We start from the raw sequence: 23,721 nt of genomic DNA, 5'->3' as shown, positions 1-23,721 counted from the left end.
CCCGGGGCCGGCGACCAGGTGGTCGTCGGCCCCGAGCCGGTGTCACGTCAGCCGCAGGCGGCGGGCTCCGGGGGGTTGAGCTTGTCGTTGGCCTTGTAGCCGGAGGCGCCGACGTTCTTGTCGAGCAGCTCCTGCCACGTGCCGTCGTCGATCATCTTGGAGATGGCGTCGTTGATCGCCTGGCACTGGTCGCTGTCCTTGGGCAGGCCGACCCCGTAGTTCTCCTCGGAGAACGGGTTGCCGACGACCTTCACCTTGCCCTCGTTCGCGGGGACCGCGGCGAGGCCGGCGAGGATGATGTCGTCGGTGGTGACGGCGTCCACAGAGCCGGCGGTGAGCGCGGTGACGCACTCGGCGTAGCCCGGCTGCTCGAGCAGGTTCGTGCCCGTCGCGTACTCGTCCTTGATGCGCTGCGCGGACGTCGACCCGGTCACCGAGCACAGGTTCTTGCCCTCGAGGTCCTGCGGTCCCGTGATGCTGTCGTCGTCCGCGGCGACGAGCAGGTCCTGCCCGGCGACGAAGTACGGCCCGGCGAACGAGACGACCTCCTTGCGCTTGTCGGTGATCGAGTACGTCGCGAAGATCATGTCGACCTGGCCCGTCTGCAGGAGGTTCTCCCGCTGGGCCGAGGGCGCCTGGACCCATTCGATCTGGTCCTCGCCGTACCCGAGCTCGCCGGCGACGTACTTCGCGACGTCCACGTCGAAGCCGGTGTACTCGTCGCCGTCCTGGAAGCCCAGGCCGGGCTGGTCGAACTTGATGCCGATGCGGATGGTGCCCTCGGCGCCGCCCGTGACGGCCGCGCTGCTCTCGCTCGTCGACTCGTCCCCGCTGTCACCTCCGCTCGAGCAACCGGCGAGTGCGAGCGTGGCGGCGGTGAGTGCGACGGCCAGTCGTGCTGTGCGCATGGTGCGTCCCCCTTCGTGTCAGGTGCGGTGTCGGTCGGTTCTCTCGGGGTGTCTCTCGATCGGTCGTGCCGTGGTGACGGCAGGTCGGTGGGCGGTCGGTGAGCAGGTCAGTGGGTGAGGATCTTGGACAGGAAGTCGCGGGCGCGGTTGCTGGTCGGCGCGGTGAAGAACGTCTCGGGGTCGGCCTCTTCGACGATCTGCCCGCCGTCCATGAACACGACGCGGTGCGCGGCGCTGCGGGCGAACCCCATCTCGTGCGTGACGACGAGCATCGTCATGCCGTCCCGTGCGAGGCCCACCATGACGTCGAGGACCTCGTTGATCATCTCGGGGTCCAGGGCGGAGGTCGGCTCGTCGAAGAGCATGACCTTGGGGTCCATGGCGAGCGCGCGGGCGATCGCGACGCGCTGCTGCTGACCACCGGAGAGCTGAGCGGGCAGCTTGGCCGCCTGGTCGCCGACGCCGACCCGGTCGAGGAGCTCGCGGGCGTGCGTCTTGGCGACCGAGCTCTTGACGCCCTTCGCCTTGATCGGGCCGAGGGTGACGTTGTCGAGCACGGTGCGGTGGGCGAAGAGGTTGAACGACTGGAACACCATCCCGACGTCGGCACGGAGCCGGGCGAGCTCACGGCCCTCCTCGGGGAGCTCTTTGCCGTCGACCGTGATGGTCCCGGAGTCGATCGTCTCGAGCCGGTTGATCGTGCGGCACAGCGTCGACTTGCCGGAGCCCGACGGCCCGATGATGACGACGACCTCACCGCGGTGGACGGTGAGGTCGATGTGCTGGAGCACGTGCAGCGGGCCGAAGTGCTTGTCGACGTCGCGAAGCACGACGAGCGGCTCGCCCACGGGTCGGTCCGCCGACGCGGTGGCCGGGCCCGCGGCCGGACTCGGTACGGGGGGTGCGAGGTCCGCCATTCGTCGAACCTAGGGTGGTTTGTCGGAAAGCGCGAGCACGATCGGTCACGGTCGTGCAACGGCTCGGCAAAGTCGCCTGCCGGTGGCGGTGGGCCGGCCTCCCGGCGCCGGGTCGTACCCTTGTCGGTGATGTCCACGACCCTGCCGCTGCCCGTGGCCCTCGACGTCGTCGAGGCCGCGCCCACGACGACCAGCCATGCCGACGCCCGCACCGCCGCGCCGTCGGTCGCGCGCACCTACGTGGTGAAGACGCTCGGCTGCCAGATGAACGTGCACGACTCCGAGCACATGGCGGGGATGCTCGAGCAGGCCGGGTACGTCGCGGCCAGCCCGGCGGACGCCGCGGCGGAGGACGCCGACGTCATCGTCATCAACACGTGCGCGGTCCGGGAGAACGCGGCCGACAAGCTGTACGGCAACCTCGGTCGGCTCGCGGGCACCAAGCGGGCGCGACCCGGCATGCAGATCGCCGTCGGCGGCTGCCTCGCGCAGAAGGACCGGGCCGGGATCGTCGCCCGGGCGCCGTGGGTCGACGTCGTGTTCGGCACCCACAACCTCGACGTCCTGCCGGTGCTGCTCGAGCGGGCCCGGCACAACCAGCGGGCCGAGGTGGAGATCGCCGAGTCGCTGCAGGTCTTCCCCTCCACGCTGCCCACGCGCCGCGAGTCGGTCTACGCGGGGTGGGTCTCCATCAGCGTCGGCTGCAACAACACGTGCACGTTCTGCATCGTCCCGCACCTGCGCGGCAAGGAGCGCGACCGCCGGCCCGGCGAGATCCTCGCGGAGGTGCAGGCGATCGTCGACCAGGGCGCGATCGAGGTCACGCTGCTCGGCCAGAACGTGAACTCCTACGGCGTCGAGTTCGGCGACCGTGCGGCCTTCGCGAAGCTCCTGCGCGCCGCGGGCACGACGGACGGGCTCGAGCGGCTGCGGTTCACCTCGCCGCACCCAGCGGCGTTCACGGACGACGTCATCGAGGCGATGGCGCAGACCCCGGCGGTCATGCCGCAGCTGCACATGCCGCTGCAGTCGGGCTCCGACCGCATCCTGCGCGCGATGCGGCGCTCGTACCGGTCCGACCGCTTCCTCGACATCCTCGACCGCGTCCGCGCGGCCATGCCCGACGCGGCGATCACCACGGACATCATCGTGGGGTTCCCGGGGGAGACCGAGGAGGACTTCGCGGAGACGCTGCGCGTCGTCGAGGCGTCGCGCTTCTCGTCGGCGTTCACGTTCCAGTACTCGCCGCGGCCCGGCACCCCCGCCGCGGACCTGCCCGACCAGCTCCCGAAGGCCGTCGTCCAGGAACGCTACGAGCGGCTCGTGGCCCTGCAGGAGCGCATCTCGCTCGAGGAGAACCAGGCGCAGGTCGGCCGCACGGTCGAGGTCCTGCTCGCGGAGGGCGAGGGACGCAAGGACGGCGCCACGCACCGGCTCTCGGGCCGCGCCGCGGACAACCGGCTCGTGCACCTCGCGCTGCCGCCGGCCCTCGCCGAGGCCGACGCGCCGCGACCCGGTGACCTGGTGACCGTCGACGTCACGCACGGCGCGCCGCACCACCTCGTGGCGGACTCGGCGCTGGTCCCCGGCGGGACGTTCTCGGTCCGTCGGACCCGTGCGGGTGACGCCTGGGTGGCCCGGCAGGGTGACGACGACGCCCACTCGCACGGCGGCGACGCGTGCGGCACCGGTACCGGGCCCGCCGGCCCTGTCAGCCTCGGCCTGCCGACCCTCGGTTCGCCCCGGCGCTGATCGCCCGACGTCCCGGCTGCACGAGCCGGCGCAGGTCCGGCGTCCCGCCGAGGCGTCACGGTGCGACGCGTCGCGGGGAACGCCTCAGTTGTCGGGCAGGTCCGCCGGCGGCGTGTCGTCCCGGGGGAGCAGCCCGTCGAGGGCCGTGAACATCTGCACACCCGTGCCCAGGCCGCACGCGACGAGCTGCGCGAGCTGCAGGTCGGTGGCGCCGGGCTCGAAGTCGGACGACACCTCGCTGTAGAGCGCGAGGACGCCCTCCTCCTCGCGCACGTACGCCTTCGGCCAGATGCGCTCGCGGTTCCAGTCGTTGACGGCGAGCCCGACGGCGGCGCGCTGCTCGAGCGGGAGCGACCGGTGCCAGCGACCCCGGACCTGCAGGATCTCGTTCTGCTCGCCGAGCAGGAGGAACCAGAACCGGCTGCCGTCCCACGTGCCGGTGAGGTCGCCGTCGTCGTCGACCACGAACCGGTAGCCCCGGCTCAGCAGGTAGTCGCCGACGCGGTCGCGCGACAGCGGGCGCGGCGGCTCGTCGTCCGGCGAGGGACGCTTCGTCGGCTTCGGCAGCCCGCCGAGCACGCGCAGCAGCCAGCCCGGCCCGCTCATCGCGCCACCCCCCTCACGGTGCGGTCCCGGCAGGGTCGGGGTACCGCTCGTCGAGCGCGTCGAAGAACATGCTGCCCGTCGACAGGCCGCAGAACAGGACCTGGCTGAGCTGGGAGTCGGTCGCGCCGTGCTCCAGGTCGGTCGCGACCTCCGACACGACATGCACACGGCCGTTGTCGCGGACCCGGACGTACGCCTTCGGCCAGATGCGGTCCGCGTTCCACTCGTTGCACAGGTCGAGGACCTCCTCGAGACGTTCGATGGCGATCTCCCGGTGCCACTGCCCGCGCACCTGCAGGATCTCGGCCTCCTCGCCGAAGAGGAAGAAGTAGAAGAGGCGGCCCCGCCACAGCCCGCCGAGGTCACCGTCGTTGTCGACGAAGTAGCTGAACTGGTTCTCCGTCATCCAGCGTGCGATGCGGGCGGGGCTGACGGGCGTCGGGACGTCCTCGGCGGGCTCCGCCACACCGAGCTCACGGGCGAGCAGCTCGGCGACCTGGTCGTGCAGCTCGTCGTCGGTCTGCTCGGGCCGGCGCGTCGACGGCGGGCGCGTCTCGGCCGCGCGCGAGGCCGCACGCGGTCGGCGTGCGATCCATCGGCGAGCGCGGTGGGCGAACGAGGCCATGCGCCCGACACTACCGGGGGCCGCCCACGGACGGTCCAGGCGTCGCCCGCCCGGCGGGTCCCGGGTGACGCGACGTCACGGGTGCGCAGCGGCTCGACCGCTACGGTCTCCCCATGCTCGTCGCCGCGGCCCTCGTGCCCGACACCGCCCTCCTCGTGCCCGGAGCCGCCGGTACCGCAGACCCGGTCGCCGACCTGCGGGACGCCGCGCTGGAGGTGGTCACGGCCGCGGTCTCCGGCGCGAGCCGGGTGGTCGTCGTCGCGCCCGGCCGTGAGGTCCGGGAGGCGACCGGGACGGTCCGCGGGTCCCTCGGGGCCGCCGGGATCCCCGACGGGATGCTCGGCTGGCCCGTGCCGGAACGTTCCCTCGACCGGCCCGACGGCTCGGGCCACTCCGGCGGTGCCGGCGAGCCCGGGGCGCTCGGTGTCCCCGCGGCCGTCGCGCTGCACCTGCTCGCGCGGGCGGGCTGGGACGGGCCGCTGGGCGTCCTCGAGGTGGCCGACGCCGACGACCTCGCCGCCCGCGGGCGGGCCCTCGTCGCGCGGGACCGTGTCGCGCTCGTCGTGGTCGGTTCCGGCAGCGGCCGGCACGGCCCGGACGCGCCGCTCGCCGACGACCCGCGCGCCCCCGCGTTCGACGACCGCGTGCTCGCGGCGCTCGCGGACGCGGGGCCGGCGGCACGCGCGCAGCTGGCCGCGACGGACGCCGTGCTGGCCGCGGAGCTCGCGGTCACGGGTGCGGCACCGTGGAAGGTGCTGGTCGGCGCGGTCGGCGACGTCGACGTCCGGGCGACCGTGCCGGCGGCCGGGACCCCGGCCGGCGCCCACCACGCCGTCGTCCTGTGGTCGGTGACCGGCGCCGCCGCGGACGGCGGGTAGCCTCTCGGTGCCCCCCGACACGATCCCCACCGACGAGGTCCCGATGTCCACCGACGCCCCTGAGCACGAGCTGCACCCCTTCGCGATGAGCCGGGTCGGCGCGCGGCTCGACGAGCACGGCGACGCGTACCAGGTGGACGGCGAGGGCAACCTCATCGGCCAGTGGGACGCGCACCTCTTCCGGTTCTTCTCGCTCGGCAACGACGGCGAGGTGCTGCAGATCCGGGGCCGGTGGGCGCGTGAGCTGCCGCGCAGCGAGTTCGGTGCGGTGCTGTTCGCGGCCAACGGCTGGGCCGACAACGTGATCTGGCCGAAGATCTACGTGCGGGTCGAGGACGACATCGTCCGCGTCTACACCGAGCACAGCGTCGACTACACGCACGGCGTCACCGACGCGCAGCTGGACCTGCACATCCGGTGCGGGCTGGGCGCGTCGCTCGGCTTCTTCCAGGCGCTCGACGAGCAGTACCCCGCCGACGAGTGACGCCGTGAGCCTGGTGGTGGCGGTCGTCGGCCCGACGGCGACCGGCAAGTCGGACCTCGGCCTGGCGCTCGCCCACGCGCTCGACGGCGAGGTCGTCAACACCGACGCGATGCAGCTGTACCGGGGCATGGACATCGGCACGGCCAAGCTCGCGCCCGACGAGCGCGAGGGCGTCCCGCACCACCTGCTCGACGTCCTGGACCCGCACGAGGACGCGTCGGTCGCCGACTACCAGGACCGGGCTCGCGCCGCGCTCCGGGACATCGACGCCCGCGGCCGGCGCGCAGTCGCCGTCGGCGGCTCCGGTCTGTACGTCCGCTCGCTGCTCGACCACATGGAGTTCCCGGGCACCGACCCGCAGGTCCGTGCCCGGCTCGAGGAGCGCGTCGAGGCCGAGGGGTCGCGGGCGCTGCACGCCGAGCTGGCCACGGTCGACCCGGTCGCCGCCGAGGGGATCGGGCCCCGCAACGCCCGGCGGGTGGTGCGGGCGCTCGAGGTGATCGCGCTCACCGGCCGCCCGTACTCCGCGGCGTTGCCGCAGCACGTCTACGAGGTGCCCGCCGTGCAGATCGGGCTCGACTGCGACCGGCCGGTGCTCGACGAGCGCGTCGCGGGCCGGGTCGAGCGCATGTGGCGACGGGGGCTCGTCGAGGAGGTCGAGCGGCTCGCCGCCGCGGGACTGGGCCGCACGGCGTCGCGGGCCGTCGGCTATGCCGAGGTCCTCACGATGCTGCGCGGCGAGGCGACCCCCGACGACACCCGGGCCGCGATCACCGCGGGCACCCGGCGGCTCGCGCGCAAGCAGATGGGCTGGTTCGGTCGCGACCCCCGCGTGCACTGGCTCGACGCGCAGGACCCCGACCTCGTCGAGCGAGCCCTCGCGCTCGTCGCCCTGGCCGACGAGGGCCGGCTCGGGCTCGCGACGGACGACCCGGCACCTCGTCGTAGTCTGGGTTCATGACCTCGGCACCTGCCCCGACCTCGACGGTCGCCACCCCGGCACCCGCCGAGGTGCCCTCGCACGGAGCGACGCTGCAGGTCACGAAGGGGCACGGCACGCAGAACGACTTCGTGCTGCTCGACGACCGCACCGGTGCGGTCGAGCTGAGCGCGGCCCTCGTGCGGGAGCTCGCGGACCGGCGTGCCGGTCTCGGCGGCGACGGCGTCATCCGCGTCGTGGCGAGCGAGCGCCTCCCGGAGGGCGCTGTCGTGCTCGCGGAGGAGCCGGCGGCGACCTGGTTCATGGACTACCGCAACGCGGACGGCTCGGTCGCGGAGATGTGCGGCAACGGCGTCCGGGTCTTCGCCGCCTACCTCGAGCGCCTCGGGCTGTGGGACGCCGCGGACGGCGAGCTCGCGCTCGGCACACGCGCCGGGGTCCGGCGGGTCCGGCGGGTGCCGGTGCCGGCCGGGATCCCGGACGACGTCTGGTACGCCGTGGACATGGGCCGCTGGTCCGTCCCCGGCGGTGCCGCCGCCGTCGAGGCGGGCGCCGACGCGGACGTCGAGGTCGCCGGGCTGCCCGTCGCGCGCGCGGCTCTCAGCATCGACGTCGGCAACCCGCACACGGTGCTCGCGCTGCCCGACGAGGCCGAGCTCGCCGCAGCCGACCTCACCAGGGCCCCTGTCGTGACGCCGGTCCCGCCGTACGGCACGAACGTCGAGCTCGTCGTGCCGCTCGGCGAGGAGCGGACCCCCGAGGGCACGGTCGTCGGTCGGGTCCGGATGCGGGTGCACGAGCGCGGCGTCGGGGAGACCCGGTCGTGCGGCACGGGTGCGTGCGCCGCGGCGCTCGCGGTCCGCACCTGGGCGGGTGCCGGTGCACCCGACGAGTGGCTCGTGGACGTCCCCGGCGGCACCGTGCGGGTGACCGCGCTGCCCGACGGGCACGTCGAGCTCGCCGGCCCGGCCGTGCTCGTCGCCGACGCGACCGTCGACCTGACCGCCCTCACCGCCGGTCGCTGACCGCCGTGGAGCTCACTGCGGCGGACCTCGGCGCGCCCCTGGGTGCGCGTGCGACCGTCGTCGAGTTCTCGAGCGCGTTCTGCATGCCGTGCCGCGCGACCCGGCTCGTGGTCGAACGGGCAGTCGCCACGTCGCCGGACGTCACGTTCGTCGACCTGGACGTCGCACGGCACCTCGACCTGGGGGAGCGGCTCGGCATCGACAGCACGCCCACGGTCCTCGTCCTCGACGCGACGGGTGCCGTCCGCCGTCGTGCGACGGGCACGCCGACGCTGGCGCAGGTCCGGGCCGCGATCGCGGTCGCCGGCGGCTGACGAGGGTCGAGCGGGGTCAGCTGTCCCTGACCGTGAGGACCCGGAACCCCTTCGCGCTCGCGGTGCGGTCCACGCTCACCGCGGGTCCGAGCTGCTCCGCGAGCCACCGCTGCAGGGAGTCCGCGCCGAGGTTCTTCCCGACGACGAGGTGCGCCTCCCCGCCGGGCGCCCGCCGCGGCAGCCACCGCAGCAGCAGCGCGTGCAGGGCCCCCTTGCCGACCCGGATGGGCGGGTTGGACCAGAGCGCGGCGAGACGGACGTCGTCGGGGACGTCGTCGGGCAGCGCGGCCACCACGTTCGACGCGCCCACCCGCTCGGCGTTGCGCCGCACGAGGTCGAGCGCGCGCTCGTTCACGTCGACCGCCCAGACGCGGGCCTGCGGCGACGCCAGCGCCAGGGTCAGGGCGACGGGACCCCAGCCGCACCCGAGGTCGAGCAGGTCGCCGGTCGACGGCGGGGCGGGCACGGTGCGCAGCAGGACCTGGGTGCCGAGGTCGACGTGGTCGGGGGAGAAGACGCCCCCCGCGGTCTCGACCTCGAGGGTCCGGCCGGCCAGCTCGACGGTGATCGCGCGCCGCTCGTCGGGGGACGCGGGCTGCGCGGTGAAGTAGTGGTCGTGCCCGGTCACGGCGCCGACCCTACCGGCTCGGCCGGACCCGACCGCTGTCGCACGCTGTCGCCGAGGACCGCTGCTGCTCGGCCGGCAGCGAAATGCATCGCCCGCCCGCGGCCCGCGTGCGACCCTGGAGGGACCCGCCAGGACGAGAGGAACCGCGTGAACGACCCGCAGCACACCACCAGCGACATCGAGGCCGTCGTGCCGGCCCGGACGCCGCAGGAGGTGGCCGACGACGTCGTCGCGCGGGTGCTCGCCCGGGCCGGCACCGCGGTGCACGACGGTGCCACCGTGCACTCGTCGTACGACGGCGACCAGCTCGACCTCGAGGAGCGCACGTCGCTGCGCCGCGTCGCGGGCCTGTCGACCGAGCTCGAGGACGTCACCGAGGTCGAGTACCGCCAGCTGCGGCTCGAGAAGGTCGTGCTCGTCGGGCTGTCCGGGTACGGCCCCGGCGACGACGCCGAGATCTCGCTGCGCGAGCTGGCGGCCCTCGCCGAGACGGCCGGTTCCGAGGTCCTCGACGGGCTCCTGCAGAAGCGCCGCACACCGGACCCGGGCACGTACCTCGGCTCGGGCAAGGCGGCCGAGCTCGCGCAGCTCGTCGCCTCCGTGGGCGCCGACACCGTCGTGGTCGACGGCGAGCTCGCCCCCTCGCAGCGGCGTGCGCTGGAGGACATCGTGCGCGTGAAGGTCGTCGACCGGACCGCGCTGATCCTCGACATCTTCGCCCAGCACGCCAAGTCCCGGGAGGGCAAGGCGCAGGTCGAGCTCGCCCAGCTCGAGTACCTGCTCCCGCGCCTGCGCGGCTGGGGCGAGTCGATGTCCCGGCAGGCCGGCGGCCAGGTCGGCGGCGCCGGGGCGGGCATGGGCTCGCGCGGTCCCGGTGAGACGAAGATCGAGCTCGACCGGCGGCGCATCCGCAACCGCATGGCGAAGCTGCGCCGGGAGATCGCCGCGATGGAGCCCGCCCGGCTCACGAAGCGGGCGTCGCGCAAGAAGCACGCGATCCCGTCCGTCGCGATCGCCGGCTACACGAACGCCGGCAAGTCGTCGCTGCTCAACCGCCTGACGAACGCCGGGGTGCTCGTCGAGAACGCGCTGTTCGCGACGCTGGACCCGACGGTCCGGCGGGCCGAGACCACCGACGGCCGCGTGTACACGCTCGCCGACACCGTCGGCTTCGTCCGGGCCCTGCCGCACCAGCTCGTGGAGGCGTTCCGGTCGACGCTCGAGGAGGTCGCCGACGCCGACCTCATCCTGCACGTCGTCGACGCGTCGCACCCCGACCCCGAGGGGCAGATCGCCGCCGTCCGGCACGTGTTCGCCGACATCCCGGGCGCGATGGACGTTCCCGAGATCATCGTGTTGAACAAGGCCGACATGGCGTCCGAGGAGGCCATCGCTCGGCTGCGGTCGCGCGAGGTGCACTCGGTCGTCGTCTCGGCGCACACGGGCGAGGGGATCGCGGAGCTCCAGGCGCTGGTCGCGGACCAGCTCCCGCGGCCCGGCGTAGCGGTCGACGTCGTCGTGCCGTATCACCGTGGCGACCTCGTCAGCAGGGTCCACGAGCACGGTGACATCGAGTCGGAGGAGCACGTCGCGGACGGCACGGTGCTGCGCGCACGGGTCGACGCAGGCCTCGCGGCCGAGCTCGAGGCGGCCGCGCTGCCGCGTGCCTGACGGGCGGCCCGGGGCCGGTCGGGGCGAGCGTCGTCGCGCACTAGGCTGACGCGGTGCCTCCAGCCGACCCGTCCGTCGACGACCTGCTCGACGTCGCGGTCGGGGTGCTCGGTGGTTCCCGCCGGGACGGTCAGCACCGCATGGCCGTGGCGGTCGCGCACGCCCTGGAGAACGGTGAGCACCTGCTCGTGCAGGCCGGCACCGGCACGGGGAAGTCGCTCGGCTACCTCGTCCCGGCCGTGCGGCACGCCGTCGTCGCGGAGGAGCGCGTCGTCGTCTCGACCGCGACGCTCGCGCTGCAACGGCAGGTGATCACGCGCGACCTGCCGCTGGTGGCCGACGCGCTCGCCCCGAAGCTGCCCCGGGCGCCGAAGATCGCGCTGCTCAAGGGGTGGCACAACTACGTCTGCGTGCACAAGGTGGCCGGCGGTTACCCCGAGGACGACGCGGGCACGCTGTTCGACCTGGGCGAGCACGCGGGCGCCGCAGAGCACCCGGCCCTCGGCGGCACCGGCAGGTCGGGTGGCGGCGAGTCGCTCGGCGACCAGGTGGTGCGCCTGCGGGAGTGGGCGGAGGAGACGGAGACGGGCGACCGCGACGACCTCGTCCCCGGCGTGGGCGACCGTGCCTGGCGGCAGGTGTCCGTGACGTCGCTCGAGTGCCTCGGCTCCAAGTGCCCGATGCTCGACGAGTGCTTCCCGGAGCGGGCCCGCGCCGCCGCCCGCGAGGCCGACGTCGTCGTCACGAACCACGCGATGCTCGGCATCGCCGCGTCGGGATCGCCGGGCGTCCTGCCCGAGCACGAGGTCCTGGTCGTCGACGAGGCCCACGAGCTCACCGACCGGGTCACCGCCCAGGCCACGTCCGACCTGTCGCTCGGCAGCGTCGATCACGCCGCGCGCCTCGCCCGGCGGTACGGCGGGGTCCCCACGACCGACCTCGACTCGGCCGGTCAGGCGCTCGCGGCCGTGCTCGTCGAGCTCCCTGAAGGACGGTTCCCGCAGGGGCTGCCGGACGCCGCGCGCGACGCGGTCGCCGCGGTCCGCGACGCGTCGCGCACCCTGCTGAGCGTTCTCAAGCCGGACACGGCGTCAGGCGGCAAGCAGGTGCCCGCCGACGGCGGGATGAAGATGGCGTCGTCCGCGATGCTCGCCCTGTTCGAGACCGCGGAACGCATGGCCGCCGACCCGGAGGACAACCGGCACACGGTGCTGTGGTGTGCTCGGACGGAGGACCGCCGGGGCACGGTGCAGACCCGCCTGCATGCCGCTCCGCTCGCGGTCAACGGGCTCATCCGCACGAACCTGCTCGCGGGGCGCTCGGGCGTGCTGACGTCCGCGACGCTCGCGCTCGGGGGGTCGTTCGACCCGCTGGCCCGCGCCGTCGGGCTGGAGGTCCGCCCCGACGCCGAACCGGTGGGGCCGCCGACCCTCGGTCCGGGGGACGACGACGACCAGGCGGAGGGCGCGAGCTCGGCGTCGTCGGCCGAGCCGGCGCGCGCGCAGTGGTTCGGCCTCGACGTCGGCAGCCCGTTCGACTATCCCCGCCAGGGCATCCTCTACATCGCGCGGCGCCTCCCGCCGCCCGGCCGGGAGCCCGCGACCGACGCCCAGCTCGACGAGATCGAGGCGCTGGTCCGCGCCGCCGGTGGCCGGACGCTCGGGCTGTTCTCCTCGCGTCGCGCGGCCATCGCCGCAGCGGCCGCGATGCGGGAGCGGCTGGAGGTCCCCGTGCTGCTCCAGGGGGACGACCAGCTGCCGACGCTCGTCTCGCAGTTCGCCGCCGACGAGCCGACCTGCCTGTTCGGGACCCTGTCGCTCTGGCAGGGTGTCGACGTCCCCGGACCGGCCTGCCGGCTCGTCCTGATCGACCGCATCCCCTTCCCGCGACCCGACGACCCCGTGCGGTCCGCCCGCTCCGAGGCCGTCGCGTCGGCGGGCGGCAACGGCTTCATGGCCGTGTCGGCGACGCACGCGGCGCTCCTGCTCGCGCAGGGTGCCGGCCGGCTCATCCGGACCGTCGACGACCGCGGCGTCGTCGCCGTGCTCGACCCGCGCCTCGCGACCGCGCGGTACGGCGAGTACCTCGCCGCGTCCCTCCCGGACTTCTGGCGGACGACCGACCGTGCCGTGGCCGAGCAGGCGCTGCGGCGGCTGGCCGCGTCCGACTAGCCTCGACGTGTCGGCACCCTGCGCGCCGAACACGCCGACACCACCGGGTGCGGGCGTGCGATCCGAGGAGGATGCATGACCGAGAGCCGCGACAGCGACGACGAGCAGCTGACGCCGTCGGCGCCGCACCGCCGCCGGTCCAAGCTCGCCATCGTGGGCGCGGGTGCGGTCGGCTCGACGATGGCGTACGCGGCGCTCATGCGCGGGGCCGCCCGGACCGTCGCGCTGTACGACATCAACAGCGCGAAGGTGAACGCCGAGGTGCTCGACCTCGGGCACGGCATCCAGTTCATGCCGATGGCGGAGGTCGTGGGCTCCGACGACATCTCCGTGTGCGCCGACGCCGACGTCGTCATGTTCACCGCGGGGGCGAAGCAGAAGCCCGGCCAGACCCGGATGGACCTCGCCGAGGCCACCATCTCGCTGGTCCGCAAGGTGCTCCCGTCGCTCGTCGAGGTCGCACCCGACGCGGTGTACGTCATGGTCACGAACCCGGTCGACATCGTCACGTACGCGGCGCTCAAGCTGTCCGGTCTCCCGCCGACCCAGCTGTTCGGCTCGGGCACGGTGCTCGACTCGTCACGCCTGCGCTACCTCATCGCCCAGCGCACCGGGGTCGCGGTGCAGAACGTGCACGCGTACATCGCCGGTGAGCACGGTGACAGCGAGCTCCCGCTGTGGAGCTCGGCGAGCATCGGCGCCGTCCCGCTGCTCGAGTGGAACGGCCTCGGGGAGCACGGGCCGCTCACCGCGCAGGTGCGCGACGAGATCGCGCGCGAGGTCGTGGAGTCGGCGTACCGGATCATCGAGGGCAAGGGCGCGACGAACTACGCGGTCGCGCTCGCCGGCTCGCGGATCATCGAGGCGATCCTCAACGACGAGCGGCGCATCCTGCCCGTGTCGTCGCTGCTCGACGACTTCTACGGCATCAGCGACGTGTGCCTGTCCGTGCCCACGATCGTCGGCGCGCAGGGGGTCAGCGACCGACTCGCGGTCCCGATGTCCGTCGACGAGCTCGCGGGACTGCGCCGTTCGGCGGACGCGCTGCGCGCGGTGGCGCAGCGGTTCGGCCTCTGAGCCCTCGCTCGGCGCGCGCTTTGCTCGGCGCGTCACCGGCGCCGCGTCCTGCCGCGTCCCCGAGGAACGGTGCAGGTGACACGGGCGCACCTGACTGCCCGGCCCGGCCGGGTCCGCCGCTGATCGTCGGGTGACTGACCCGCGTCCTGCCCGGGTGCCCGCGCGACGCGGGCACCCGGGAGACGCTCAGAGGCTGCGCAGGACGCTCACGACGCGACCGAGCACAGTGGCGTCGTCGCCCGGGATCGGGGCGTATGCCGCGTTGTGCGGGAGCAGCCAGATGTGCCCGTCCGTGCGCTTGAACGTCTTGACGGTCGCCTCGCCGTCGATCATCGCGGCGACGATCTCGCCGTTCTCCGCGACCGGCTGCCGCCGCACGACCACCCAGTCGCCGTCGCAGATCGCCGCTTCGACCATCGAGTCGCCGCTGACCCGGAGCAGGAACAGCTCACCGTCACCGACGAGCTGGCGGGGGAGCGGGAACACGTCCTCGACGACCTGCTCGGCGAGGATCGGCCCACCGGCCGCGATGCGGCCCACGACCGGCACGTAGGACGGCGTCGGGACGGACTCGTCACCGTCTGCGCCGAACGTGCTCCGGGTCCCGTCAGGTCCGGTCCAGGCGCCGACGCCTCGCGAGTCGTCCGGATGCACGACCTCGATGGCGCGCGGCCTGTTGGGGTCGCGTCGCAGGTACCCCTTGCGCTCGAGGGCCATGAGCTGGTGCTTGACGCTCGACGGGCTCGTCAGCCCGACGGCCTCGCCGATCTCGCGCATGCTCGGCGGGTACCCGCGGGACTCGACGGACGACCGGATGGTGTCGAGCACGAGGCGCTGGCGCGCCGTGAGCCCGTCGGGTCCCTGCGCGCCGTCGGGCAGCGCGTGGATGGTCGCCAGGTCTGCCTCGTGCGGGGACGCGTCCCGTGTGTCCGCCACTGCACCCTCCTTGGTCGGGGCCTCGACGAGGCACCCGTGTCCGTCCTGCGTGCCGCGGTCGCGGCCGTCGGGCTGGTCGCCCTGCGAGCTGCCCACCACCGGTCACGGTCGCGTCCGTGGTCACGGTCGTGTCAGTGGTCGGTGGTGGGCTGTGCTCGCACCGCCAGCCTAGGGATCACGGACGTCCAGATCAAACATCTGTTCGATCAGATCTCGACACGTGTCGGCGGTTGCTGGTAGACATCGTACAGGCGTTCGTAGAACACCCGTTCGAACGCAGCCCGGCCGGCTCGGCGGGGTCGCAGCGGATGAACCGGACCAGACCGGACCGGAAGAGGGAGTGAACCACGATGACCGCACTGGTGATGACGCGACCCGGGGTCGTCCGTGTGCCTGTGTCGGCGCGCACAGCCGGCGCGGTTCGTCGCGACCGGCCGGTTCCGCCGGCGGGCGGCGGCCAGCTCCGGCTCACGGCCCGCGGGCGTGTCGTCCTCGCGTTCCTGGCCCTCCTGCTGGTGGGCGTCGGCCTCGTCATGACGCAGGCGGACCGCGCGTCGGCGGACGGGCCGTCCGGGGCGGTCGAGGTGGTCCGGCACGTCGTGCAGCCCGGCGAGACGCTGTGGGGGATCGCGCGCCAGGTGGCGGGTCCCGGTGAGGATGTCCGCGACGTCGTCCTGCAGCTCGTCGAGCTGAACCGGTTGCCGAGCGCCGGGCTGATGGCGGGTCAGTCGATCGTGGTGCCGGCGGCGTGAGCGCCGGTCCTGGCAGGTTGACCCGTGCGGCGAGCGGCGGCTAGGTTAGCCTTACCTCACTACGCGGGCTGGGGGGCTCGCGTGAGGAGCGGGACACCAGGTGCGACAGCACCGGTGGCCACCGCAGCACCGGGCGTGGCCGAGGCGAGTCGGCAGCGCCACGAGGACGGGGGCGTCCTCGCCGGGGGCGGCCGACAACGTGCGGCCGCCCCCGAACCATTCCTCCGCGCGACCGGACGAGTCGCCTTGCATGCGGCGAACGCGGTGGCCTAGCGTCGCCTGGACGTCCACGGCGAGCGCGGTCCCGCGTCGCCGGGTCTGCTCGAAGGGGTTTCTCGGTGCACTGTCCGTTCTGTCGACACCCGGACTCCCGGGTCGTCGACTCGCGCACGTCCGACGACGGCTCGTCCATCCGGCGTCGCCGCCAGTGCCCGCAGTGCAACCGGCGGTTCACGACGGTGGAGACGGCAAGCCTCTCCGTCGTCAAGCGCTCCGGCGTCACGGAGCCGTTCAGCCGCGAGAAGATCGCGGGCGGTGTGCGCAAGGCCTGCCAGGGCCGGCCCGTGAGCGAGGACGACCTCGCGCTGCTGGCCCAGCGGGTCGAGGAGACGCTGCGATCGTCAGGGTCCGCCGAGATCGACGCCTACGAGATCGGGCTCGCGATCCTGGGTCCCCTGAGGGAGCTCGACGAGGTCGCCTACCTGCGTTTCGCGAGCGTCTACCAGGCGTTCGACTCGCTCGAGGACTTCGAGGCGGCGATCACCGTCCTCCGCGCCGATCGTGACGGCGTCGACGAGGGTGCGCAGGACGCGGTCGCCGGCGACACCGCGGTCACGCCAGGAGCCACGTCGGCGTCGTAGGTTCGTCGGGTGATCCCTGACGACCTCCCCCTTCTCCGTGTCCCCGGTGCCGCCGCGGTCCTCCCCGACGGGAGCGCGGCGATCGTCTCCGTGACGCATCCCGATCTCGAGAGCGACGAGTACGTCGGGCAGCTGTGGTCCGTGCCGCTGACCGTCGACGGCCCGAGCGTGCCGACCCTGCTGACCCGAGGACACCGCGACACCGCGCCGGACGTCTCGCCCGACGGGCGCTGGGTGGCGTTCTGCCGCGCCGAGCCTCAGGGCAAGCCCCAGGTTTTCGTCGTCGAGGCCACCGGAGGGGAGCCGGTGCGGCTCACCGACGCCCCGCTCGGTGCGGCATCGCCGCGCTTCTCGCCGGACGGCACCCGGATCGCCTTCCTCGCCCGGGTGCCGGACGAGGGCCGGTACGAGTCGGGCGGCGACCCGGCCGGCGAGCCGCCGCGCCACATCACCGAGCTGCGCTACCGGGCGGACGACGTCGGGTTCTACCGGGACCGGCCGAAGCACCTGTTCGTCGTCGAGCTCCCGACGCGCGACCTCGAGGGCGCCGAGCCCCCGACAGCCGAGTCGCCCACAGCCGAGCCGCCCACCGCCGTGGCGCTCACCGCCGGCGACCTGGAGGTCGGCCAGGCGCGTTGGCTCCCGTCGGGCGACGCGCTGGTCGTCACGGCGGCCCGGCACGGGTCCAGGGAGCAGGACCTGCGGTCGGACGCCGTCCTCGTCCCCGCGCGGCCCGACGGCGCTCCGCAGCCGCCGCGGCCCGTGACGGACGCGGACGCCGGCAGCACCCTCGACGTGCACGTCGCTCTCCCGTCGACCGACGGCAGCACCCTGTGGCTGGTCGCGACCGACCTGGGCGCGTCCGGCCTCGACTTCGTCGCCGCGCATGCGGGCCTGTACCGGATGTCGCTCGACGAGGGCGGTGCGCCGCTCAGCGGGCCGGAGCGGCTGACCGACGAGGAGTCCGTGAGCCTGCTGGAGTCGGTGCTGGTGGAGGCTGACGGGTCGCCGCTGGTGGCCGGGGAGCACCGGGGTGCCGTGCACCTGTTCCGGCTGGACGAGCGGGACGCGCTGGTCCCGGTGCTGGCCGGCACGCACGTCGTGTCCGGTGTCGCCGCGACCGCCGACGGCCGGCGGGCGGTCGTCACGGCGGCGGGTCCGTCGACGGCCGGCGACCTGCTCGAGGTGGACCTGGGCACGGTCGCGAGCCGGTCGCTCACCGACCTGTCGGCGCCGCTCGTCGGGACCGGGCGCGTGCGGGTGCCCGTCGAGCTCACGACCTTCGCCCCGGACGGCTACCCGGTGCACGGCTGGGTCGTCCACCCCGACCCTGAGCGGTTCGGCGCGGGTCCCCACCCGACGGTCCTCATGGTCCACGGCGGCCCGTTCGCCCAGTACACGCACGCCCTGTTCGACGAGGTGCAGGTGCTCGCCGAGGCGGGGTACGCGGTGGTGCTCGGCAACCCTCGTGGGTCGTCCGGGTACGGACGGGCGCACGGCCGGGCAATCCGTGGTGCTTTCGGCACGGTGGACGCGGACGACGTCCTCGCGCTGCTCGACGCGGCGCTCGCCGACCCGACGCTCGACGGCGACCGGGTCGGTGTCATGGGTGGCTCGTACGGCGGGTACATGACGGCGTGGCTGACGACCCGCACCGACCGGTTCGTCGGGGCGATCGTCGAGCGGGGCTTCCTCGACCCGGTGAGCTTCGTCGGGTCCAGCGACATCGGCTGGTTCTTCGGTCTCGCGTACCTCGGCGACGACCGTGACGACGAGGGTGCCGCGGCCCTGGCGGCGCAGTCTCCGATGGCGCACGTGGACGCCGTGCGGACGCCGACGCTCGTCATCCACTCGGAGCAGGACTGGCGCTGCCCGGTCGAGCAGGGGCAGCGGTGGTTCGTCGAGCTGAAGCGTCGCGGTGTGGAGGCCGAGCTCCTGCTGTTCCCGGGCGAGGGGCACGAGCTGACCCGGTCGGGCCGGCCGCGGCACCGCAAGCAGCGGTTCGACCACGTGCTCGCCTGGTGGGCGAGGCACCTGCCGGTGCAGCCGTGACGCCGGGCGGGGTCACCGGTCGCTCGAGCGTGGCCCCCACAGGTTGATGCCGGCCTCGACGGCGTGCGGCTCGACGGCCCGGAGCTCGTCCGGCGACAGCGGCGGGTCGGTCGCGGCGGCGAGGTTCTCGTCGAGCTGCTCGACGGTGCGCGCCCCGACGAGCACGGACGTGATGCGGGGGTCGCGGAGCACCCACGCCAGGGCGAGCCGGGGCAGTGTCCGGCCGCCCGCGCGGGCGATCCCGTCGAGTGCGCGGACGTGCCCGAGCACGTCGTCCGTCAGCCACTCGGGCCGCAGCGGCCCACCCCGGGCGGCACGCGAGTCGTCGGGGACGCCCGACAGGTAGCGGCCCGTGAGCATGCCTTGGCCGAGCGGGGAGAACGCGACGACGGCCATCCCGGCCCGGGCGGCGACGTCGAGCAGCGACGTGCCGTCCGGGCCGGGGCGTTCGACCCAGCGGTTGAGCAGCGAGTACGCCGGCTGGTGGACGGCGAGCCGCACCCCGAGCCGGTCGGCCACGGCGAGCGCCTCCACGGTCCGCTCCGCGGAGTACGACGAGATGCCGACCTGCCGGGCCTTGCCCGACCGGACGGCCTGCGCGAGCGCTCCGACGGTCTCCTCGAGCGGTGTCGCGGCGTCGAACCGGTGGCTGTAGAACACGTCGACCGCGTCCACCCCGAGCCGCCGCAACGACTCGTCGAGCGACGCGCGCAGGTACTTCGCCGACCCGTGCTCGCCGTACGGCCCGGGCCACGCCCGGTACCCCGCCTTCGTGGTGAGCAGGAGCTCGTCGCGCCGGCCCCGCAGCTCACGGCCCAGCAGCCGGCCGATCGTCTCCTCCGCGGCGAACGGCGGCGGGCCGTAGTTGTTCGCGAGGTCCAGGTGCACGACGCCGCGGTCCACGGCGTGCAGCACGAGCCGCCGCTGGGCGTCGAACGACGTGCCGGTGCCGAAGTTCTGCCAGAGGCCGAGCGAGACGACCGGGAGCGACAGCCCGGAGGTCGAGCGCCGGTGGGGCAGTGAGCTCACCGGGCGACCGTACCCCGGAGGAACCCGGCGGTCGGCGGTCCCGCCCGCAGGTGGGAGCATTGCCCTGGCGTCCTCGGCTCGCGTCGGTCAGGCTGACGGTCGGGGCCGACGACGCCCCCAGCACCGAGCACCCCACAGGAGGAGACGCCGATGGCGAACGACGAGAGCACGGCCGGGGCGGTGACCGAGGACACGAAGGCGAAGTTCCGGGAGGCCCTGGAGCGCAAGAAGTCCACGCAGCACCGGACGGCCGACGGATCCTCGAACACCGGTCAGGTGCACGGTTCCGAGACCGCGGGCCCGGCCCAGCGCCGGTTCCAGCGCAAGAGCGGGTCCGCCTGACCTCATGACGACGAACGCCCCCTGCCTCGCACGAGGCAGGGGGCGTTCGCGTGCGTCAGGCGCTCAGGACAGCAGCCGCAGCCGCACCGACTCGGGGCGCGACGACAGCGCCTCGACCACGGCGGCGTCGACCGCCGAGCCGGCGTCCGTCACCACGTAGCCGAGCTCGCCGCGGGTCGCGAGCAGCTGGCCCTCGATGTTCACGCCGTGCTCAGCGAGCGTCGCGTTGACGGCGGCGAGCACCCCGGGCACGTTGCGGTGCAGGTAGGCGAGCCGGTGCACGCCCGGCGGCTGGTCGAGGGCCACGTTCGGCAGGTTCACGGACAGCGTGGTCGACCCGGTGGCGAGGTAGTCGCGCACCTTCTGCGACACGAACTGCCCGATCGCCTCCTGGGCCTCCTCGGTGGAGCCGCCGGTGTGCGGGGTGAGGATGACGTTCGGCAGGCCCCGCAGCGGCGACTCGAACGGGTCGCCCTTGCGCTTCGGCTCGACCGGGAAGACGTCGATCGCGGCGCCGCTCAGGTGACCGGACACGATGGCGTCGCGCACGGCGGCCGGGTCCACCACGAACCCGCGCGACAGGTTCAGCAGCACCGACCCGGGGCGCATGCGCGCGATCTGCTTGGCGCCGAACAGCCCCGCGTTGCCGCTGCGGCCGTCGACGTGCAGCGTGACGACGTCGGCCGTCTCCAGCAGCTCGTCGAGCGTGTGCATCCGCCGGGCGTTGCCGAGCGCGAGCTTCTCCGCGGTGTCGTAGAACACGACGGACATGCCGAGGTTCTCCGCGAGCACGGACAGCTGGGTGCCGATGTTGCCGTACCCGATGATGCCGAGCGTGCGGCCGCGGACCTCGTGGGCGCCGGTGGCGGACTTGTTCCAGACGCCGTCGTGCATCGCCTTGTCGAACTCGGTGAGCCGGCGCGTGAGCGCGATGATGTCGGCGATCGCGATCTCGACCACGGAGCGCGTGTTCGAGAACGGCGCGTTGAACGTCGCGACCCCACGCGCCGCCGCCGTCGCGAGGTCGATCTGGTTGGTGCCGATGCAGTACGCACCGATCGCCACCAGGTCCGGCGCGTTCTCCAGCACGGTGGACGTCACGTGCGTCTTGGAGCGGATGCCGAGGAGGTGCACGCCGTCGAGCGCCTCGATGAGCTCGGGTTCGTCGAGCGCTCCGGTGCGCGTGGTCACGTCGAACCCGGCCGCCTCGAGGATCTGGCGCGCCTGGGGGTGGAGGTTCTCGAGCAGGAGGGCTTTCAGCACGCCCCTATGGTGCGCCCCTCCTGCACCGGAACCCAGGGCGGTCCGGCCCTCGGACAGCCGTCTCACGCCAGACCGGCGGGCAGGGGGGCCGAGTGCAGCACGTGGAGGCTGCGCGTGGGCCGGGTCATCGCGACATACAGGTCACCTGCGCTCGCGGCGAGCACCTCCGCGGGCTCCACGAGGACGACGACGTCGAACTCGAGCCCCTTGGCCTCCAGCGGGGTGAGCAGGACGAGGGTGGCGTCGAGGTCGGCGGCCGACGACGCGGTGCCGACGACGGCCGGCACACCGGCGTCCGCGAGCACCTGCGCGAGCCCGGCGACACGTGCCGCGGGAGCGATGAGCGCCACCCGCCCCGCGCCCGCCGAGTCCCGGACCTCGGAGGCGGCCTTCTCCGCACGCCTGGCCGCCGCGACGGCCAGCCCGTCCGCCGGGACCTGCTCGACGACGAGGGCGTCGGGCACCTCGCGCGCCGAGGTGAGCGGGCTGACGGGCAGCCCTGCGGCGACGGCGACGCGGCGCGCGGCGTCCGCCACGGCGGCGGGCGTCCGGTAGTTCACCGTGAGCTCGGACAGCCGCCACGACGAGCGCAGCACCGGGTCGAGCATCCGTGCCCAGTCCCGGGCACCCGCGGCGGCCGTCGTCTGCGCGACGTCGCCGACGATCGTGAGCGACCGGGTCGGCACGCGGCGCAGCAGGCTCCGCCACGCCATCGCCGACAGCTCCTGCGCCTCGTCGACGACGACGTGCCCGTACGTCCACGACCGGTCCGCCGCGGCGCGCTCGGCGGTCGTGAGGCTCGGGCCGGTCGACGCGAACCGGTCGGCCAGCATCTCGGCCGACACGAGGGCGCCGCTGCCCGTCGAGGCGAGGACCTGCCGGGCGTACTCGAGCTCGGACTGCCGGCGCTCCGCGGCGGCACGGGCCTGGGCCTTCGCGGCCTGGTCGTCCTCGCCGAGCAGCTCGGCAGCCTCGTCGAGCAGCGGGACGTCGGCGGGGGTCCAGGGGGAGTCCGCGGGGCGGGCGAGCATCTCCCGCTGGGCGGGGGACAGCCCCCGGGCCGCCGACTCCAGGCGGGCCGGCTTCGACCACAGGTCGGAGACCAGCTTCTCGGGCGTCAGCGGCATCCACGCGAGGTTGAGCGCGATCCGTACCTCGCGCGTGGTCCGGAGCTCCTCGACGATCTCGCCGCGCTCGTCGGGCGGCACCTCGAACTGGAGCTGGCTCACGTACTGGTCGGCGAGCCGGCCGAGCATGTCGCGCACGAAGCCGACCCGCGCCAGGTTGTGCGGCCGGTGGTTGCGACGGGCGCGGGCGATCGCCTGGGCCACGTCCTGCGGTCGCACGACGACGGTGCGGCCGTCGACCCGGATGCGGGTGGGCTGCGCGGGAACCCGCTGGCGGTCGTGCACGGCGCGCGCGACGACGTCGGCCATGAGCGCGCGACCCTTGAGCTCCGCGACGGCCTCGTCCTCGTCGGCGGTCGCGGTGATCCCGGGGAACAGCTCCGCGATCGTGCTGGTCACGACGCCGGTCTCGCCGAGCGAGGGCAGCACCTGGTCGATGTACCGCAGGAAGGTCCGGCTGGGACCGACGAGCAGCACGCCCGAGCGCTCGAGGGTGCGGCGGTGGGCGTACAGCAGGTACGCCGCGCGGTGCAGCGCGACGGCCGTCTTCCCGGTGCCGGGACCGCCCTGGACGACGAGCGCGCCGCCGAGCTCCGAGCGGATGATCGCGTCCTGCTCGGCCTGGATCGTCGCGACGATGTCGCCCATCCGGCCGGTGCGGCCGGCCGCCAGGCCCGCGAGCAGGGCGCCCTCGCCCGACAGTCCCGAGAGCCGGGTGTCGTCCTCGTCGTCCAGCAGGTCGAGGTCGAGGACCTCGTCCTCGACACCGGTGACCGTGCGCCCCTGCGTGACGACGTGCCGACGCAGCACCACGCCGTCCGGGTGCGCGGCGGTGGCCCGGTAGAACGCCTGCGCGGCCGGTGCGCGCCAGTCCGTCAGGAGCGGGGTCTGCTCCTCGTCGGTGAGACCGAGCCGCCCGATGTAGCGCCGCGACCCGTCCTCGAGGTCGAGCCGCCCGAACACGAGCCGCTCCTCGACGGCCTCGAGCTGCGCGACACGGTCCTCGTAGAGGGTCGCGAACGCGTCCCGCTCGCTGCGGTTCTGCGGCGAACCCGACGGCCCGGTCCGGCGGACGTGCGCGAGCCGTTCGCGTGTCGCCGCGCGGAGCGCGTCGAGGCGGGCGTAGCGCTCGTCCACGGCCCCCTGCTCGCCGGCGAGCTCGCTGTCGATCCCTGCCACTGCGCGTTCTCCTGTCCGCCGGTGGGGCCCGGCGTCGACGACCTGCCGCCACGGCGCACAGGCGGTCGGGGGACGGCACGGGCGCGCGAGCGGCCGTCCATTATCCGCCCCCGCCGACGTCGACGCACGCATCCGTCCGGGTGGCGCGTCCACCCCGGAGCGCGAGACGTCTCGTCGACCCTTAC

22 protein-coding genes are annotated in these 23,721 nt (G+C 74.1%); 13 read left to right on the top strand and 9 right to left on the bottom strand.

From position 1 onward, the window contains the following. Positions 1-47: 47 nt before the first annotated feature. Positions 48-908 carry a glutamate ABC transporter substrate-binding protein gene (locus Cch01nite_RS19705; RefSeq protein ID WP_203758196.1) on the bottom strand — a complete coding sequence of 287 codons (861 nt, stop codon included), beginning with the start codon at positions 906-908 and terminating at the stop codon, positions 48-50. A 107-nt stretch (positions 909-1,015) separates the two neighbouring features. Continuing rightward, positions 1,016-1,825 (bottom strand): amino acid ABC transporter ATP-binding protein, encoded by an 810-nt coding sequence (locus Cch01nite_RS19700; protein ID WP_203758195.1) that lies wholly within the window; start codon positions 1,823-1,825, stop codon positions 1,016-1,018. A gap of 129 nt (positions 1,826-1,954) precedes the next feature. Here Cch01nite_RS19700 and miaB point away from each other — a divergent pair, with 129 nt between their 5' ends. Beyond that, on the top strand, positions 1,955-3,577 hold the full coding sequence (gene miaB / locus Cch01nite_RS19695) for a tRNA (N6-isopentenyl adenosine(37)-C2)-methylthiotransferase MiaB (RefSeq protein WP_203758194.1): 1,623 nt from the start codon (positions 1,955-1,957) through the stop codon (positions 3,575-3,577). A gap of 84 nt (positions 3,578-3,661) precedes the next feature. Here the strand turns inward: miaB and Cch01nite_RS19690 are convergent, their stop codons facing one another. Both Cch01nite_RS19690 and Cch01nite_RS19685 read right to left on the bottom strand, forming a co-directional pair. Further along, a complete protein-coding gene (locus Cch01nite_RS19690; RefSeq protein WP_203758193.1) occupies positions 3,662-4,183 on the bottom strand; it encodes a type III secretion system chaperone family protein in 522 nt (173 codons plus the stop codon). Between the two features lie 13 nt (positions 4,184-4,196). Next, the gene (locus tag Cch01nite_RS19685) at positions 4,197-4,808 is read right to left on the bottom strand and encodes a type III secretion system chaperone family protein (RefSeq protein WP_203758192.1); all 612 of its coding nucleotides are present in this window, start codon (positions 4,806-4,808) and stop codon (positions 4,197-4,199) included. A 113-nt stretch (positions 4,809-4,921) separates the two neighbouring features. Between Cch01nite_RS19685 and Cch01nite_RS19680 the strand changes: the two genes are divergently transcribed. Genes Cch01nite_RS19680 through Cch01nite_RS19660 form a run of 5 tightly spaced genes read left to right on the top strand, consistent with a single transcriptional unit; the run spans position 4,922 to position 8,449 of the window. Then, positions 4,922-5,686 (top strand): class III extradiol ring-cleavage dioxygenase family protein, encoded by a 765-nt coding sequence (locus Cch01nite_RS19680; RefSeq protein ID WP_203758191.1) that lies wholly within the window; start codon positions 4,922-4,924, stop codon positions 5,684-5,686. A 7-nt stretch (positions 5,687-5,693) separates the two neighbouring features. Continuing rightward, complete coding sequence (locus Cch01nite_RS19675) at positions 5,694-6,170, top strand: type III secretion system chaperone family protein (RefSeq protein ID WP_203758190.1); 477 nt, start codon at positions 5,694-5,696, stop codon at positions 6,168-6,170. Positions 6,171-6,174: 4 nt separating this feature from the next. Beyond that, positions 6,175-7,131 carry a tRNA (adenosine(37)-N6)-dimethylallyltransferase MiaA gene (gene miaA / locus Cch01nite_RS19670; protein ID WP_203758189.1) on the top strand — a complete coding sequence of 319 codons (957 nt, stop codon included), beginning with the start codon at positions 6,175-6,177 and terminating at the stop codon, positions 7,129-7,131. Continuing rightward, entirely contained in the window at positions 7,128-8,135 is a 1,008-nt protein-coding gene (dapF, locus tag Cch01nite_RS19665) for a diaminopimelate epimerase (RefSeq protein ID WP_203758188.1), read from the top strand. Before miaA ends, dapF begins: the two co-directional genes overlap by 4 nt. Before the next feature lie 5 nt (positions 8,136-8,140). Further along, on the top strand, positions 8,141-8,449 hold the full coding sequence (locus tag Cch01nite_RS19660) for a thioredoxin family protein (RefSeq protein ID WP_239071109.1): 309 nt from the start codon (positions 8,141-8,143) through the stop codon (positions 8,447-8,449). A gap of 16 nt (positions 8,450-8,465) precedes the next feature. Here Cch01nite_RS19660 and Cch01nite_RS19655 read toward each other — a convergent pair whose 3' ends face one another. Next, a complete protein-coding gene (locus Cch01nite_RS19655; protein ID WP_203758187.1) occupies positions 8,466-9,077 on the bottom strand; it encodes a class I SAM-dependent methyltransferase in 612 nt (203 codons plus the stop codon). Between the two features lie 147 nt (positions 9,078-9,224). On the opposite strand from Cch01nite_RS19655, the gene hflX reads away from it, so the two are divergent. The 3 genes from hflX (at position 9,225) to Cch01nite_RS19640 (ending at position 13,996) form a co-directional block, all read left to right on the top strand. Next, positions 9,225-10,748 carry a GTPase HflX gene (gene hflX, locus Cch01nite_RS19650; protein WP_203758186.1) on the top strand — a complete coding sequence of 508 codons (1,524 nt, stop codon included), beginning with the start codon at positions 9,225-9,227 and terminating at the stop codon, positions 10,746-10,748. 53 nt (positions 10,749-10,801) lie between these two features. Further along, on the top strand, positions 10,802-12,919 hold the full coding sequence (locus Cch01nite_RS19645; RefSeq protein ID WP_203758185.1) for an ATP-dependent DNA helicase: 2,118 nt from the start codon (positions 10,802-10,804) through the stop codon (positions 12,917-12,919). A gap of 75 nt (positions 12,920-12,994) precedes the next feature. Beyond that, positions 12,995-13,996: an L-lactate dehydrogenase gene (locus tag Cch01nite_RS19640; protein WP_203758184.1), complete on the top strand. Its 1,002-nt coding sequence runs from the start codon at positions 12,995-12,997 to the stop codon at positions 13,994-13,996. 186 nt (positions 13,997-14,182) lie between these two features. Here the strand turns inward: Cch01nite_RS19640 and lexA are convergent, their stop codons facing one another. Beyond that, on the bottom strand, positions 14,183-14,893 hold the full coding sequence (lexA, locus tag Cch01nite_RS19635; protein ID WP_203758212.1) for a transcriptional repressor LexA: 711 nt from the start codon (positions 14,891-14,893) through the stop codon (positions 14,183-14,185). 389 nt (positions 14,894-15,282) lie between these two features. On the opposite strand from lexA, the gene Cch01nite_RS19630 reads away from it, so the two are divergent. The 3 genes from Cch01nite_RS19630 to Cch01nite_RS19620 all read left to right on the top strand — a co-directional run bounded on the left by Cch01nite_RS19630 (position 15,283) and on the right by Cch01nite_RS19620 (position 18,596). Continuing rightward, positions 15,283-15,684: a LysM peptidoglycan-binding domain-containing protein gene (locus Cch01nite_RS19630; protein WP_203758183.1), complete on the top strand. Its 402-nt coding sequence runs from the start codon at positions 15,283-15,285 to the stop codon at positions 15,682-15,684. 338 nt (positions 15,685-16,022) lie between these two features. Then, the gene (gene nrdR / locus Cch01nite_RS19625) at positions 16,023-16,544 is read left to right on the top strand and encodes a transcriptional regulator NrdR (RefSeq protein WP_203758182.1); all 522 of its coding nucleotides are present in this window, start codon (positions 16,023-16,025) and stop codon (positions 16,542-16,544) included. A 9-nt stretch (positions 16,545-16,553) separates the two neighbouring features. Further along, positions 16,554-18,596, top strand: coding sequence for a S9 family peptidase (locus Cch01nite_RS19620; protein WP_203758181.1), 2,043 nt, complete (start codon positions 16,554-16,556; stop codon positions 18,594-18,596). Between the two features lie 12 nt (positions 18,597-18,608). Here Cch01nite_RS19620 and Cch01nite_RS19615 read toward each other — a convergent pair whose 3' ends face one another. Beyond that, entirely contained in the window at positions 18,609-19,625 is a 1,017-nt protein-coding gene (locus Cch01nite_RS19615) for an aldo/keto reductase (protein WP_239071107.1), read from the bottom strand. Between the two features lie 150 nt (positions 19,626-19,775). Between Cch01nite_RS19615 and Cch01nite_RS19610 the strand changes: the two genes are divergently transcribed. Beyond that, the gene (locus tag Cch01nite_RS19610; RefSeq protein WP_203758179.1) at positions 19,776-19,967 is read left to right on the top strand and encodes a DUF5302 domain-containing protein; all 192 of its coding nucleotides are present in this window, start codon (positions 19,776-19,778) and stop codon (positions 19,965-19,967) included. Positions 19,968-20,030: 63 nt separating this feature from the next. On the opposite strand, the gene serA is transcribed toward Cch01nite_RS19610, so the two are convergent. Continuing rightward, positions 20,031-21,230 carry a phosphoglycerate dehydrogenase gene (gene serA, locus Cch01nite_RS19605; protein WP_203758178.1) on the bottom strand — a complete coding sequence of 400 codons (1,200 nt, stop codon included), beginning with the start codon at positions 21,228-21,230 and terminating at the stop codon, positions 20,031-20,033. Between the two features lie 62 nt (positions 21,231-21,292). Further along, positions 21,293-23,536, bottom strand: a complete 2,244-nt coding sequence (locus tag Cch01nite_RS19600) for a HelD family protein (RefSeq protein WP_203758177.1) — start codon at positions 23,534-23,536, stop codon at positions 21,293-21,295. Positions 23,537-23,721: the final 185 nt, after the last annotated feature.

Origin of the sequence: Cellulomonas chitinilytica (assembly GCF_016862675.1) — a bacterium.
Classification (GTDB): domain Bacteria; phylum Actinomycetota; class Actinomycetes; order Actinomycetales; family Cellulomonadaceae; genus Cellulomonas; species Cellulomonas chitinilytica.
This window is presented reverse-complemented; position numbering and strand designations above follow the sequence as displayed.

What these genes read in the sequence shown, in the direction of transcription:
- Cch01nite_RS19705 (WP_203758196.1), bottom strand. Translation starts at nt 908, where the DNA reads ATGCGCACAGCACGACTGGCCGTCGCACTCACCGCCGCCACGCTCGCA.
- Cch01nite_RS19700 (WP_203758195.1), bottom strand. Translation starts at nt 1,825, where the DNA reads ATGGCGGACCTCGCACCCCCCGTACCGAGTCCGGCCGCGGGCCCGGCC.
- miaB (WP_203758194.1), top strand. Translation starts at nt 1,955, where the DNA reads ATGTCCACGACCCTGCCGCTGCCCGTGGCCCTCGACGTCGTCGAGGCC.
- Cch01nite_RS19690 (WP_203758193.1), bottom strand. Translation starts at nt 4,183, where the DNA reads ATGAGCGGGCCGGGCTGGCTGCTGCGCGTGCTCGGCGGGCTGCCGAAG.
- Cch01nite_RS19685 (WP_203758192.1), bottom strand. Translation starts at nt 4,808, where the DNA reads ATGGCCTCGTTCGCCCACCGCGCTCGCCGATGGATCGCACGCCGACCG.
- Cch01nite_RS19680 (WP_203758191.1), top strand. Translation starts at nt 4,922, where the DNA reads ATGCTCGTCGCCGCGGCCCTCGTGCCCGACACCGCCCTCCTCGTGCCC.
- dapF (WP_203758188.1), top strand. Translation starts at nt 7,128, where the DNA reads ATGACCTCGGCACCTGCCCCGACCTCGACGGTCGCCACCCCGGCACCC.
- Cch01nite_RS19640 (WP_203758184.1), top strand. Translation starts at nt 12,995, where the DNA reads ATGACCGAGAGCCGCGACAGCGACGACGAGCAGCTGACGCCGTCGGCG.
- Cch01nite_RS19630 (WP_203758183.1), top strand. Translation starts at nt 15,283, where the DNA reads ATGACCGCACTGGTGATGACGCGACCCGGGGTCGTCCGTGTGCCTGTG.
- Cch01nite_RS19610 (WP_203758179.1), top strand. Translation starts at nt 19,776, where the DNA reads ATGGCGAACGACGAGAGCACGGCCGGGGCGGTGACCGAGGACACGAAG.